13 protein-coding genes are annotated in these 12,876 nt (G+C 64.3%); 4 read left to right on the top strand and 9 right to left on the bottom strand.

The features are described 5' to 3' along the window. Window positions 1-51: 51 nt before the first annotated feature. Genes GJ695_RS14875 through GJ695_RS14860 form a run of 4 tightly spaced genes read left to right on the top strand, consistent with a single transcriptional unit; the run spans window position 52 to window position 2,873 of the window. Window positions 52-1,410, top strand: coding sequence for a hypothetical protein (locus GJ695_RS14875; protein WP_154365991.1), 1,359 nt, complete (start codon window positions 52-54; stop codon window positions 1,408-1,410). An 18-nt stretch (window positions 1,411-1,428) separates the two neighbouring features. After that, the gene (locus GJ695_RS14870) at window positions 1,429-1,863 is read left to right on the top strand and encodes an antitoxin Xre/MbcA/ParS toxin-binding domain-containing protein (RefSeq protein ID WP_154356836.1); all 435 of its coding nucleotides are present in this window, start codon (window positions 1,429-1,431) and stop codon (window positions 1,861-1,863) included. After that, entirely contained in the window at window positions 1,864-2,553 is a 690-nt protein-coding gene (locus tag GJ695_RS14865) for an RES family NAD+ phosphorylase (protein ID WP_166455231.1), read from the top strand. A gap of 2 nt (window positions 2,554-2,555) precedes the next feature. Next, window positions 2,556-2,873: a DUF2288 domain-containing protein gene (locus tag GJ695_RS14860; protein WP_154365989.1), complete on the top strand. Its 318-nt coding sequence runs from the start codon at window positions 2,556-2,558 to the stop codon at window positions 2,871-2,873. On the opposite strand, the gene GJ695_RS14855 is transcribed toward GJ695_RS14860, so the two are convergent. The 9 genes from GJ695_RS14855 to GJ695_RS14815 all read right to left on the bottom strand — a co-directional run bounded on the left by GJ695_RS14855 (window position 2,865) and on the right by GJ695_RS14815 (window position 12,805). Beyond that, on the bottom strand, window positions 2,865-4,214 hold the full coding sequence (locus tag GJ695_RS14855) for an 8-oxoguanine deaminase (RefSeq protein WP_154365987.1): 1,350 nt from the start codon (window positions 4,212-4,214) through the stop codon (window positions 2,865-2,867). The two genes, GJ695_RS14860 and GJ695_RS14855, sit on opposite strands and share 9 nt — an antisense overlap. Continuing rightward, complete coding sequence (locus GJ695_RS14850) at window positions 4,211-6,244, bottom strand: alpha/beta hydrolase domain-containing protein (RefSeq protein ID WP_154365986.1); 2,034 nt, start codon at window positions 6,242-6,244, stop codon at window positions 4,211-4,213. The genes GJ695_RS14855 and GJ695_RS14850 overlap by 4 nt, the downstream gene beginning before the upstream one ends. Then, on the bottom strand, window positions 6,241-6,708 hold the full coding sequence (locus tag GJ695_RS14845; protein WP_154365984.1) for a YbaK/EbsC family protein: 468 nt from the start codon (window positions 6,706-6,708) through the stop codon (window positions 6,241-6,243). The genes GJ695_RS14850 and GJ695_RS14845 overlap by 4 nt, the downstream gene beginning before the upstream one ends. 49 nt (window positions 6,709-6,757) lie before the next feature. Continuing rightward, window positions 6,758-7,174: an RcnB family protein gene (locus GJ695_RS14840; RefSeq protein ID WP_154365982.1), complete on the bottom strand. Its 417-nt coding sequence runs from the start codon at window positions 7,172-7,174 to the stop codon at window positions 6,758-6,760. Window positions 7,175-7,254: 80 nt separating this feature from the next. Next, a complete protein-coding gene (locus tag GJ695_RS14835) occupies window positions 7,255-8,328 on the bottom strand; it encodes a DUF4272 domain-containing protein (RefSeq protein WP_154365981.1) in 1,074 nt (357 codons plus the stop codon). A gap of 13 nt (window positions 8,329-8,341) precedes the next feature. Next, entirely contained in the window at window positions 8,342-9,178 is an 837-nt protein-coding gene (locus GJ695_RS14830; RefSeq protein WP_154365979.1) for an aldo/keto reductase, read from the bottom strand. A 54-nt stretch (window positions 9,179-9,232) separates the two neighbouring features. Next, window positions 9,233-9,955 carry an ABC transporter ATP-binding protein gene (locus GJ695_RS14825; RefSeq protein ID WP_154365977.1) on the bottom strand — a complete coding sequence of 241 codons (723 nt, stop codon included), beginning with the start codon at window positions 9,953-9,955 and terminating at the stop codon, window positions 9,233-9,235. Between the two features lie 12 nt (window positions 9,956-9,967). Beyond that, window positions 9,968-11,911 carry a branched-chain amino acid ABC transporter ATP-binding protein/permease gene (locus tag GJ695_RS14820; protein ID WP_154365975.1) on the bottom strand — a complete coding sequence of 648 codons (1,944 nt, stop codon included), beginning with the start codon at window positions 11,909-11,911 and terminating at the stop codon, window positions 9,968-9,970. A 3-nt stretch (window positions 11,912-11,914) separates the two neighbouring features. After that, on the bottom strand, window positions 11,915-12,805 hold the full coding sequence (locus GJ695_RS14815; RefSeq protein WP_154365972.1) for a branched-chain amino acid ABC transporter permease: 891 nt from the start codon (window positions 12,803-12,805) through the stop codon (window positions 11,915-11,917). Between the last annotated feature and the right edge of the window lie 71 nt (window positions 12,806-12,876).

Raw genomic sequence — 12,876 nt, 5'->3', positions numbered from 1 at the left:
AGATTATGACGCTACTAACAGTAGCAATCCTGCGATCGTCATAAAGCTCCCATGGCCACCATCTCTTCCGTCAGCAGTAGCCTGATCCTGGCGTCACCAGTACGGAAGGTGCAGGAGCAATCGACTGCTCCCGCCGCTACCGATCCATCCATTCAGGCGGCGGCTGTCGCGGCCGGTGGCAGCCTGCCAAGCATGCAACCACCCGTGATCAGCCCGCCGGTCTGGAAAACCAGATCCAGCGATCCGATCACCTCGCTGATGACGATCAACTATGGATCGCCTTCCATTTTTTCCCGCTTCGATGGCCTGGGCGCGGCCGCGCTGCAACGTCTGGGCACCGATCCGGGCAATTTCTCGCAATCGGTATCGCGATCAGGCTCCGGCGCCCAGACTGCCTATCGCATCAGCTTGAACATCACGCTGGCCGATAGCGTCACCGTCAAAGTGAGCCTGGAAAGCACCGGCGACAGCCTGGCGCTGGAGATCAAGAGCAGCGGCAAACTCAGCGTGGCGGAACGCAACGCCCTGTCCAGACTTGCCGATGGCTTCCAGAACGCGATCGACGGCATGACGGACGCGTCAAAGCTGGATTTCAGCGGCCTGCTGCAATATGACCATAGCCTGCTGTCGTCCATCGACCTGCAGGCGACAGTGCAAAACGGCAGCGTTGCGGTGCAAACGCAGAGTTTCCATGCCGATGACAAGACGCGCTCGTTCAGCAGCGATGGACCGGACGGCAAGGTCAACATCGCTGTCGATCTGCGCCAACTGGCCGCCATCGGCAATGCCCAGCAGCGCAAGGCCGGCATGGATGCCTATCTCAAGCAGTTTGATGAAGCCGGTGTTCATGGCCATGCCAATGCAGGCACATTGGCCACGTTCAAAGCCGCCTTCAAGCAGATGATCGGCGCCGGCACGACGGCCACGGCGTTCTCCACGCGGCCGGTCAATCTGTCGGAAACCGATCACGCCATCCTGACGGGACTGCCCGATTTCAGCGCGTCCATGACCGACACGCCAGTGGCGTCCAATCCGATGCGGCAGAACGAGGTCGACACGTTTGCCTACCAGGTGTCGCAGGACACCGGCATCAACGATTACGGCCATGGCAACCGTTCGATCTCGCAGAAGCAGCACGCGCACCTGGAAGCCAGCTTCCATGAGCCGCTGTCGGCCGATGCGTCGCTTGCGCTGGATAACAGCAAGCAATCGCAAAACTATTATTTCAAGCACGTCAGCGAAGACAGCATCAGCGACACGGAAATCAGCTACAACAACGGCATGCTGGCGCACGCATCGACGACTCAAAGCACCACCGGCACCACGCTGGTATTGAAGTATGTAATGGGCATGCTGACCGAGGAAACACGCACACCATTTGCAAATAATACGAAAAAGGAGTATAAATAATCCATTACCGGAGGATTTATGCTCAACTATGCCTACCCCCGCAGCCGCTTCGAACCGACCGTACTGGTGGATCTGAACGCCAAGGCCGAGCGCGAGCGCCTGTCCAAATCCGCCCTGAAGGGCTTTTTCAAGCTGGTTGCAACCTGGAAGGTACGCGATGAAGACGCGCGCCAGTTGCTGGGCGGCCTGTCCAACAGCGCCTACTACGACTGGAAAAAGAATCCCGAACGCACGCTGGAAGTGGACTGCATCACCCGCATCTCCTACCTGCTGGGCATCTACAAGGCGCTGCACATCATCTACGGCGACAAGCTGGCCGACGAATGGATCGCCCTGCCCAACAACAACCAGATTTTCGAAGGCCGCACGCCGCTGGCCTACATGCTGGGCGGCGGCCTGATCGCCATGCAAACCGTGCGTCAGCTGCTGGACGCCCGCCGCGGAGGCCTGTAAGTGCCGGTCAGCCTCGTTCCGCCCTTAAGCACGCTGCGCCAGTTCGACACCTGCCGTCTGCTGCCCTCCCGCTTTGCCGATGTGGAGGATTCCGTGCTGGCGCCGCTGGCCGACAGCGACGCCCACCTGCACGACCTGTTCGAACTGGATAACGCCACCAACGCCCGCCTGCGCACGCAGAACGGCGGCGCAGCCGGCATCAGCGTCGATGAACTGGTGTTCGGCGTGCCGAACTTCCGCATCGTCAACGCCGCCTTCACCTACGCCCATCCACAGGGCAGCCGCTTCAACGACGGCCGCCGCGGCGCCTGGTACTGCGCTTTCGACGCCGAGACGGCGCTGGCGGAAGTAAGCTTCCACAAGGCGGTGGAATACGCGGAGATCAACCGCTTCGACGACAGCGTGCAGTATCAGTGCATGCTGGCTGACTTCACCGCCACCTTCCACGACCTGCGCGGCCAGGCGCGTTACGAGGGCTGCCTGGCGCCGGACAGTTATATCGAATCGCAAACGCTGGCGGAACGGCTGCTGGACGGCGGCTCGCTCGGCGTCATCTACCCGAGCGTGCGACGCGAAGGCGGCACCAACCTGGCCTGCTTCCGTCCTGCGCTGGTGGGCAATGTTCGCAAAGGCGCGGTCTATCGGTTAACATGGCAGGGTAGCCCGGAACCGAAGATAGAAATTATTTAATCATGCAAACCAAGCCAGAAAAAGATCTCGAACTCCGAGACAAAGTTAACCGCGAAACGGCGCGCCTGCCGTGGACCGAACTGCTCAAGCACTTCGCCCAGGGGAATGTGGTGTGGGTCGCCAGCTCGCTCGACCTGGTCGATGTGGCCGTGCGCATCTCGCACGACGACAAGGCCAACATCAGTCAGTGGATGAACGCCGGCCTGCTGGCCAAGGTCAACGACCAGCAGGCGGCGGCATGGCTGGAGTCCGACGCAAAGCTATGGGCCAGCGTGGTCAGCCCCTTCATCCTGGTGCAGGAACAGAAGGCGTTAAACTAACTGCATCGCCAGCGCGTTGTGGCGCTCGATGATCACCGGCAGGTCGATCGTGCAGAGCCGCCCTTCGCGCACCACCACTCTGCCGTTGATGATGCTGTAGGCCACATTCGGCGGCGTACAGAACACCAGCGCCGCCACCGGATCGTGCAGTGCGCCGGCCATGCCGATGCCATCCAGCCGGAACATCACGATGTCCGCCGACATGCCCGGCTTGATGGCGCCGATGTCGTCGCGGTTCAGCACTTTCGCGCCGCCCAGCGTGGCCACTTCCAGCGCCTGGCGCGCGGTCATCGCGTCCGGCCCGAATCCCACACGCTGCAACAGCATCGCCTGGCGCACTTCGCCCATCATGTGGCCGGCGTCGTTCGACGCGCTGCCGTCCACGCCAAGCCCCACGGACACGCCGCGGTCCAGCATCTTGCGGATCGGCGCGATGCCGGAAGCCAGTCGCATATTGGAGCATGGGCAGTGCGCCACGCCGGTGCCGGTGCGCGCGAACAGGTGGATACCGTCGTCGTCCAGCTGCACGCAGTGGGCGTGCCATACGTCCGGGCCCACCCAGCCACAGTCCTCGGCGTATTCGGCCGGCGTCATATTGAATTTTTCGCGACTGTAGGCGATGTCGTTGACGTTTTCCGCCAGGTGCGTGTGCAGGGAGACGCCGTAGCTGCGCGCCATCCGCGCCGATTCCTTCATCAGATCCTGCGACACCGAGAACGGCGAACATGGCGCGACCACCACGCGCTGCATCGCGTGGCGGCTGGCGTCGTGGTACGTTTCGATCAGGCGCTGGGTATCCTTGAGGATGGCGCCCTCCTCTTCCACCACGCGGTCCGGCGGCAGGCCGCCTTTCGACTGGCCGACGCTCATGGCGCCGCGCGCGGCGTGGAAGCGCATGCCGATCTTGTGCGCGGCCTCGATACTGTCATCGAGCTTGCAGTCGTTCGGGTAGATGTAGAGGTGGTCGCTGCTGGTGGTGCAGCCGGACAGAATCAGCTCCGCCATCGCCGTCAGCGTGGAGACATGGATCATTTCCGCCGTCAGGCCGGCCCACAGCGGATAGAGATTGGTCAGCCAGTTGAATAGCTCGCCGTTCTGCGCGGCGGGAATGGCGCGCGTCAGACTCTGGTACATATGGTGGTGGGTGTTGACCAGGCCGGGCATGACCACGTGGCCGCTGGCGTCAATGACTTCGTCGGCGTCCTGCGGCAATTCGGCGCTGCTGCCCACCTGTTCGATGACGTTGTCGCGGATGTAGACGGCGCCGTCGGCGATCTCGCGCCGCGTGTCATCCATCGTGACCAGCACGCGGGCGTTCTTAATCAGTAGTGTTTTGCTCATTGAGTGTACAGGTAGTTGCAGCTTTGATCGGCGCTGTCGCGCGCCAGGATGCTGTCGTACAGGCCGACATTTTCCTTCAGCGTGCGCTCGACGTCTTCGGCCAGCAGCAGTCCGGCGACGACCTGACGTTCGGCCGCGGCGCGCACCGCGGCCACGTAGGCGTCGCGATTTGCGTAGCGTTCTTCCAGGCTTGGACGCGGATCGCCGGCCGCCACGCGTTCCGCTTCGGTACGCGCGAACGGCACAAAGCTGCCGTCGAAACGTGACGTCGCCCAGGCGAAGCCGGTATCCGGCGCACGCAGGTTCCAGCCGGTGTGGGTGCCGAGCGGCGCTTGCAGCTCGACCAGGCGCACGCCGCCCTTGTCGTTGCCGTCGGCGTCCGGCGTTGGTACGCGGGTTTCGTAGTCATCGCCGTGTTTTGGCGGCACGGCGAAGTTGCGGCCGACATCCAGGCGCGGTTCGCGCAGATTCTGCGCCGGCGGCGTCAGGCCGAAACCTTTGGGGAAGATGGCGCGGTAGTCGGCCACGGTGGTCAGCGTGCCGTCAGCCAGTTGCGGGTAGGCGCTGGCGGGCGGCTGCTTGCCGTTGACAGTCCAGTCATCCAGCGCGACGATCAGTGCGCGCATCGGCAGGTAATGGTCGCTGGTCGAAACGCAGGCGGTGAACGGCGCGCGCTTGCTGGAGCGGCCGACGTAATGCTGCGCGCCCATGAAGCCGTAGATGCGCACGTTGTCGGCCGGCGCCACATCCCGCTCGCCGTCCGGCGTGGTGGCGATCAGCGAGGCGCCACGGTTCCAGAATTCGGTGGAAGTGTTCGCGACAATCAGCTTGGGCAGATTGCCTTGCTTGTCGCGCGCCTTGTCGAGCGTGGAAGCGGTGACGCCAGTGGCCGGGTCGCGTGCTGGCGCGCTGGTGAACGGGAACGCGTCGGCGGGATAGTCGTGTTCCTCCATCATCGACGGATGGCGCGTCGGCTGCGCGAAGCGGCTGTTGAAGCCTGCCGAGCCGCCTGCGCCGGGCACCTGCAGGTATGCGCCGCTGAATGCCAGCTTGCCGCCTTCATCGACGTTCAGCCCATCATGCAGCATGCGGCCGATGACGCGGCCGGATTGGCTGATGCCGAACATCAGCACATTGCGCGGCGCAGGGGCGTTTTCAAAAGGATGATCGCGGAACCAGGACAGCAGGTCGCGGATGCCTGCCAGGCCGGCGCCGGTGACATAGGGGTCTTTCGCCACATAGGTGAGTTCATAGATCGTGTCGGGCTGGAAGCCGCCTTCCAGCTGCACGCGGCCAGGGCCGCCCTTCAGCTCCGGTTCGACGAAGCGCCAGGTGCTGCGGGCGATGGGCCGGCGCTTGTCGTCCGGACGCGCACGCGCGGTCAGCTGCGCATGCGGATCGTTGGGCGTGGCCGGTTCATAGGTCAGGCCGCGCATGCCGGCGTAAGTGGCGATATCCGCCGGCGCATTGACGGTGAATTCGTTCTGCACCTTGCCCTTGACGCCCTTGGCCACCGGCGGCGCGAACACCAGCGGCCGCGGCGCCGGCGTACCGGCTGCGGACGGCGCGGATGGCGCCACGTCCCACGTCCAGGCGGAGAACAGCAGCGAAAAGCCGTGGCGCATCAGGAAGCCGTCGCCGGCATCGGCGGCGGTGGTGGGATCGTTGTATGCGGGACTGCGGCCGTTGACCTGGCCCAGGATGGCGATGTTGCCGCGATTGTTCACATCGTAGAGCAAGGTGGTGGGCTGCGCGCCGATGGGCCGCAGCAGCACAAACTCGCTGGAGAACAGCACGCGGCCCTGCTTGTCGCGCGGCGCGCGCTTCAAGTCGACGATGGACGCATTGGCGGCAGCACGGGGATCGAGCGCGTAGTAAGCAATGCCGCGTATTTTTTCATACGCGCCGTATTCGCCAAACGTGACGCCGGGTGCGAACGGCACGCGCTCAACCACCTCGATGCGCTCCACAGCCCCTTGCGCGGCCGAGACCACAGCCATTGCCGCCAGCGCGGTCAACGTGCGCTTCATGCGGCGCTCCCGCAGACATCCACCCATTGACCGGCGGTGACGGAGGCCAGCAAGGCCGGCGTGATGCGGATGGCGCTGTTGACCGACCCCGCTGCCGGCAGGACTTCGTCAAAGTCGTTGAGCGTATGGTCGAGATAAATCGGCAACGGCTGCGGCAGGCCGAACGGGCATACGCCGCCCACCGGATGGCTGGTCAGCGCCACCACTTCGTCGGCGCCGAGCATCTTGCCCTTGCCGAAAGTGTCCTTGAACTTGCGGTTATCGACGCGCGCGACGCCGCTTGCCACCACGAGTATCACCCTGCCGTCCGCGATACGAAACGCCAGCGTCTTGGCGATACGGCCGGGCTCCACGCCATGCGCTTCCGCCGCCAGGGCCACCGTGGCGGTACTGGCTTCGGTTTCAATGATGGGGAGGTGGATATCGCGGGAGAGGAAGAACTCTCGTACCGATTGCAGGCTCATAAAAAATATGCTGGGCAGTTAGGACTGTCCAGCATATTAGCAGAGCCGATTAGTTCGAGAGCAGCAGACTGGCGATGATGCCGGTGGTGATCGCAACCAGCACATAATCGCCGCCGGTCTGCACCCAATGGTAGCCGCGCGGCGGCGCGCTCAGATGGTGGCCGCGCCAGTCATCCACCACGTACTGGCGGTTGCGGTATTCGGGCGGCAGGCGGCCGCCCTTGCGGATGTCGTGGCGCGGACCGGCGCCGCGGTCGCGGCCACGGTCATCGTCATGATGGTAATCCTGGCGGTCGTTGCGTCGTTCCTGCGCATATCGATTGTCGTCGTGGCGATCCTGCTGGCTGTGACGGTTGTCATCGCGATGGTCGTCACGGCGATCATCGTGCGGGTCCTGCGCCGAAGCTGCGCCGGTGACGCCGACAAATGCTGCCAGCACCGCAGCGGTAATCAATTTACGGTTCATGTCGAACTCCTTGTTAAGTGCTTCGATGTGAACAGCCTACACCAAAATCCGAAATAGTTCTGTTCGCCATCGAACATTACTCAGGTCGGCGTATCGACATCGTCCCATTCGCGGTCCTCGAAGCGCACCAGCCAATTCAGCGCATAGTGACGCGCCTGCAGAACGCCGTCGTTCAGCCCCGCCGGCACCGGCGTTTTCTTGAGGATGGCCTGGCGGCTGGCCCAGTGCAGGCGATAGTGGAGATCCAGCTCATCCAGTACCTCGCCGGCCGCGCGCGCGACCGGTTGCTTGCGCAGGCCCTCGGTGCCGCGATCGATGACGGCGCTGGAGATCGACGCCACGTCGCAGATCGCATCCGGGAACGGTAACGCCTCCTGCAAGCCCAGCGCCCATTGCAGCACCAGGATGGCTTCATAACGCCACAGGAATTGCGTGATCTCCTGCTCGGACGGCGCTTCCTGCGCCAGGAAAGCGCGTTCGGCGTCGGTCAGGCCGGCAAAGGCTGGCGGGAAGCGCTGCTGAAGATCGTTCACGGCGATCGGCGTCTTGCTGTTCAGCGATTCGGCGCGGATGGCGATCACGAACAGGGCCAGCATCCGGCGCAGCACATCTTCCGGCGCGCGCAGACGCAATTCCGGTTCCGACACCAGCGGCGGCAGGTCGGCCGGCACGCTGATCTGGTGCGCGGCCAGTTGCTCGTCGCTGCGCGCCTTGCGCTGCCAGGCTTGCGGCGGATACGGCATCACGGCCTGGGCGTCGCCATCTTCGCCCGACGCGGCCAGCAGGATGCGGCCCTGCGGATCGCGCACCGTGCCATCCTGCATGAACACCAGCGCATTGGCCGCTTCCGCCCAGGCGTGGAATGGCGCCATGTCGGCCGGGTCCACGGCAAAGCTCAGGTGGTGCTGGGTGCGTTGCAGATGGCGGATCACGTGGTAGCGGGTGCGCGTCATCTTGCCGCCGTTTTGCTCGGCCAGGTAGTGCATGAAACCGTTGAGGTGCGGCGCCAGGTCGGCGTCCTTGCTGTCGCGGCGGCCGTTCAGCACGTGCGGGAAGACCGGCTTGGGCAGGTCGCCCACGGTGGCGTAGGCGTTGAGCAGAATGTGGTTGCTGATGTCCTTGGGAGAGAACAGCTGCTTCAGTCGATTGAGCATAGTTATTTATCGTTTAACGCATATCCAGCGCACGGCGACGTCGCGGCGGCGGAAATGCCTGGTCCAATGCGGCCAGATCATCGGCGGAAAGGCGGATGTCGGCCGCGGCGCGGTTGGCGCGCAAGTGTACAGGATCGACGGCCTTGGGGATAGCGATCACGTCATCCTGATGCAGCACCCAGGCCAGCGCGATCTGCGCCGGCGTGACGCCATGCGCATCGGCGACCATCTTGAGACCGGGATTGCCCAGCAGCGCGGCCTGTTCGCGGCCGTGGGTTTCCAGCGGCGAGTAGGCCATGATGGGCAGCTGGCGTTCGCGCGCCCACGGCAGCAGGTCGAACTCGATCCCGCGCTTCATCAGGTTGTACAGCACCTGATTGGTGGCGGGCGCGCCGTAGCCGAGGGCTTCCTCCATGTTTTCCAGGTCGAAGTTGCTGACGCCCCAGGCCTTGATCTTGCCGGCGCTCTTCAGCGCCTCGAAGCCATCGAAGGTCTCGGCCAGCGGGTGGTGGCCCTGCCAGTGCAGCAGATACAGGTCGATCGTCTCGACTTTCAGGCGGCGCAGGCTGCGTTCGCAGGCGGCCTGCACGCCGTCGAAGCTGGCGTTGTGCGGATAGACTTTGCTGACGACGAAGGCTTCATCGCGGCGGCCGGCGATGGCAGCGCCCACGACTTCCTCCGCCCCGCCCTCGCCGTACATCTCGGCGGTATCGATCAGCGTCAGACCGAGATCGAGACCCAGTTGCAGCGCACGCACCTCATCCTGTTTGCGCGCAGCCTGCTCCCCCATATTCCATGTGCCCTGCCCCAGCGCCGGCACCGCGTGCCCGGCCATCTTCAGCGTTTTCATACTGCCTCCCGTTTGGTCGAACCGACAGTATAAAATTTTTCAGAAAAACCGGGGTTAGTGGCCGCCGCCGAGGTAGGCGGCGATGACTTTGGGGTCGGTTTTCAGGCTGTCGGCCGGGCCGTGGACGGAGATGTGGCCGTTTTCCAGTACGTAGCCATAGTCGGCCACGTTCAGCGCGGCGGCGGCGAATTGTTCCACCAGCAGCATGGTCACGCCTTCGGACTTCAGGCGCTGGATGATGCGGAACACTTCTTCCACCAGGATCGGCGCCAGGCCCATCGACGGTTCGTCCAGCAGCACCACGTCGGGATTGAGCATCACCGCGCGCGCCATGGCCAGCATCTGCTGCTCGCCGCCGGACAGGGTGCCGGCCAGCTGGTGCTGGCGCTCTTTCAGGCGCGGGAACAGTTCCAGCGCCTTTTCCAGGTCGCGCTTGATGTCGCCTTTCGGCCGCGCGCGGGTGAAGCGCGGGAAGGCGCCCAGCAGCAGGTTGTCGGTCACGCTCATGGAGGCGAACACGCGCCGCCCTTCCGGCGAATGCGCCAGCCCGGCGCGGGCGATGCGGTGCGAGTCGTGGCCGGTGATGTCCTTGCCGTCCAGCGTGACCTTGCCGCCCTTGGGCTTGATCATGCCGGAGATGGCGCGCATGGTGGTGGTCTTGCCGGCGCCGTTGGAGCCGATCAGCGTCACCAGCTTCCCTTTCGGGACGTCCAGCGAGATGCCGTGCAGGACTTCGACTTTGCCGTAGGCGGCGTGCAGGTTGGAGATCGATAGCATGGCGTGTCCTTGTCAGTGCGCCGCCGGCGCGTGGCTGGCGTCATCGCTGCCGCCCAGATAGGCTTCGATCACTTTCGGATCGCTTTGCACGGCGGCCGGTTTGCCTTCGGCGATCTTCTGGCCGAAGTCCAGCACCGTGACGGTGTCGGACAAGGCCATCACCACGTCCATGTGGTGCTCGATCAGGATGATGGTGATGCCGTGGTCGCGGATCTTGCGGATGATGGCCATCAGCTCCTTGATGTCGGGCGCGGTCAGGCCGGCCGCCGGTTCGTCGAGCAGCAGCAGGCGTGGACTGAGGCCCAGCGCGCGGCCGATTTCCAGCAGGCGCTGCTTGCCATACGGCAGATTGCGCGCCTCCTCGCCGGCCAGGTCGGCCAGGCCGACGAACTCCAGGATGCTGGCGGCCCGCTCGCGCGCGGCCAGTTCCTCGCGCTTGTAGCGCGGCGTTTGCAGCATCACGTCCAGCACATTGGAGTGAAAGGTGTTGTGCAGGCCGACCAGCACGTTCTCGGTGGCGGTCATTTCGCCGAACAGCTGGACGTTCTGGAAGGTGCGCGCCACGCCGCCCAGCGCGATTTCGGACGGCGTGCGGCCGGAGATCACGGCGCCGGCAAAGGCCACCTTGCCGGCGGTCGGCCGGTAGATCCCGGTCAGCACGTTCATCATGGTGCTCTTGCCGGAGCCGTTGGGGCCGATCAGGCCGTGCACCGAGCCCTGGGCCACGTTGAGGTTGACCTGGTTGAGCGCCTTCAGGCCGCCGAACTGCATCAGGATCTGTTCGACATTGAGCAGGGTGTCGCCGGCCTTGCCGCCCTGCGCGCGCGGGAACGGCTCGGCGCCGGCGCCGGACGCCAGCGGCTGCGCGTGCGCACGCGCCTTGCCCACCAGCCCTTGCAGGAAGCCGACGATGCCATCCTGCAGGTAGTAGACCACGAACAATGTCATCAGGCCGAAGATGGTCAGGCGCCAGTCGACGATGTTTTCCAGCTTGAAGGAGAACGCCGCCATGCCGATGGTGGCGATCAGCGGCACGGCCACGCCGCGCGGCGTCGAGCGTTTGCGGGCGATCGCCAGCGCCGAGCCGATCACGCCCAGCACGGCGGCGGCCACGGCGATCTTGCGGAACAGTTCAATGTCCGCCAGCAGGCTGGGCAGCATCACCACGATCAGCGCGCCGATCAAGGCGCCGGAACGCGTCTTGCGGCCGCCCATGATCACCGCCAGCAGGAACAATATGGTCAGCTCGAAGGTGTAGGTGCTGGGATTGATGTACTCCTCCGAATACGCGTACAGGCTGCCGGCCAGCCCGGCGAAGCCGGCGCTGATGATGAAGGCGTAGACCTTGTAGCGGTACACCGAGACGCCCATGCAGTCGGAGGCGATCGGGCTGTCGCGCAGCGCTTCGAAGGCGCGGCCGAGGTTGGACTTCAGCACGCGGTGCACGACGATCAGCGAGATCACCATCAGCGCCGCCACCATGTAGTAGTACTGCACCTCGCTGAGCTTGGCGCCGAACAGCATCGGCTTGGCGATCTTGATGCCCATCGGGCCTTCGGTGAGGAAGGTCATTTCGTTGATGAGGATCTGGATGATGGTGCCGAAGGCCAGCGTGACCATGGCCAGGTACGGGCCGGTGACGCGCAGCGCCGGCAGCGCCAGGATGGCGCCGAACACCGCCGCGCCGAGCACGCTGCCGGGAATCGCGATCCAGAACGGCGCACCGAGCTTGAACACCAGCACGCCGGTGGCGTAGGCGCCGATGCCGAACAGGCCGGCGTGGCCCAGCGACACCTGGCCGGTGTAGCCGACCACGATGTCCAGGCCGAACAACAGGATCGCGTAGATCAGGATGGTTTCGAACAGGTGGATGTAGTACGGATTCGGTATCAGCACCGGATACAGCACCAGCACCGCCAGCCCCACTACGCTTGCCGCGACGATCGTCTTGTTCATGGGTCAGACCTTTTTGATGGCGGCTTTGCCGAACAGGCCGGACGGCTTGATCGCCAGCACCAGAAGGAGCAGCAGCAATCCCGGCACTTCCTTGTAGCCGGTGGAGATGTAGTAGCCGGTGGTGGTCTCGGCGATGCCCAGTATCAGGCCGCCGACGATGGCGCCCATGCCGGAGGTCAGGCCGCCGATGATGGCCACCGCGAACGCCTTCAGTCCCAGCGAGGCGCCCATGGTGGCGCCGGTCAGCGTCAACGGCGCCACCAGCACGCCGGCAAAGGCGGCCACGGCGGACGACAGCGCATACGAGAAGGTGATCACCATGCCGGTGTTGATGCCCATCAGCCCGGCCGCGTCGCGGTCGTTGGCGGTGGCGACCACCGCCTTGCCGTAGATGGATTTGCGGTTGAAGAGTTCCACCGCCGCCATGATGGCCAGCGCGCCGACCACCACCGCGATCTGCATCGGCTGCACGTTGGCGCCGAGGATGTCGATCGGCGCCGAGTCCAGCGGCGACGGGAAGGTCAGGTCGTCCTTGCCCCAGATGTTTTCGGCGACGTTCTTGAAGATGATGGCCAGCGCGATGGTGGACATGATCCAGCCGAATTCGGATTTGATCTTGATCGCCGGCCGCACGCCGATCCATTCGACGAACATGCCTTGCAGCGCGCCGAACACGATCACCACCGGGATCATCAGCAGGTAGCTCATGTACGGGCCGCCGTGGATGGTGCCGACCAGGCTCAGGCCCACGAGCGCGCCGAGCATCAGCGATTCGCCCTGGCCGAAATTGAGCGTGCCGGAGGTGGCGAAGGTGAGCTGGTAGCCGAACGCGATCACCGCATAGATCATGCCCAGCGCAATGCCGCTGAACACCAGTTGCAACAGGATTTCCATGATAGGTCCTTTGCTACAGACAACAAGAAAATGGCCAGGCTTGCATCAACAAGTCTGGCCACTGTGGCGCT

The sequence above is a fragment of the Duganella alba genome (assembly GCF_009674495.1).
Taxonomy (GTDB): Bacteria; Pseudomonadota; Gammaproteobacteria; order Burkholderiales; family Burkholderiaceae_D; genus Rugamonas; species Rugamonas alba.
The sequence above is the reverse complement of the archived record's forward strand: the minus strand, read 5'-3'. Positions and strand labels throughout refer to the sequence as shown.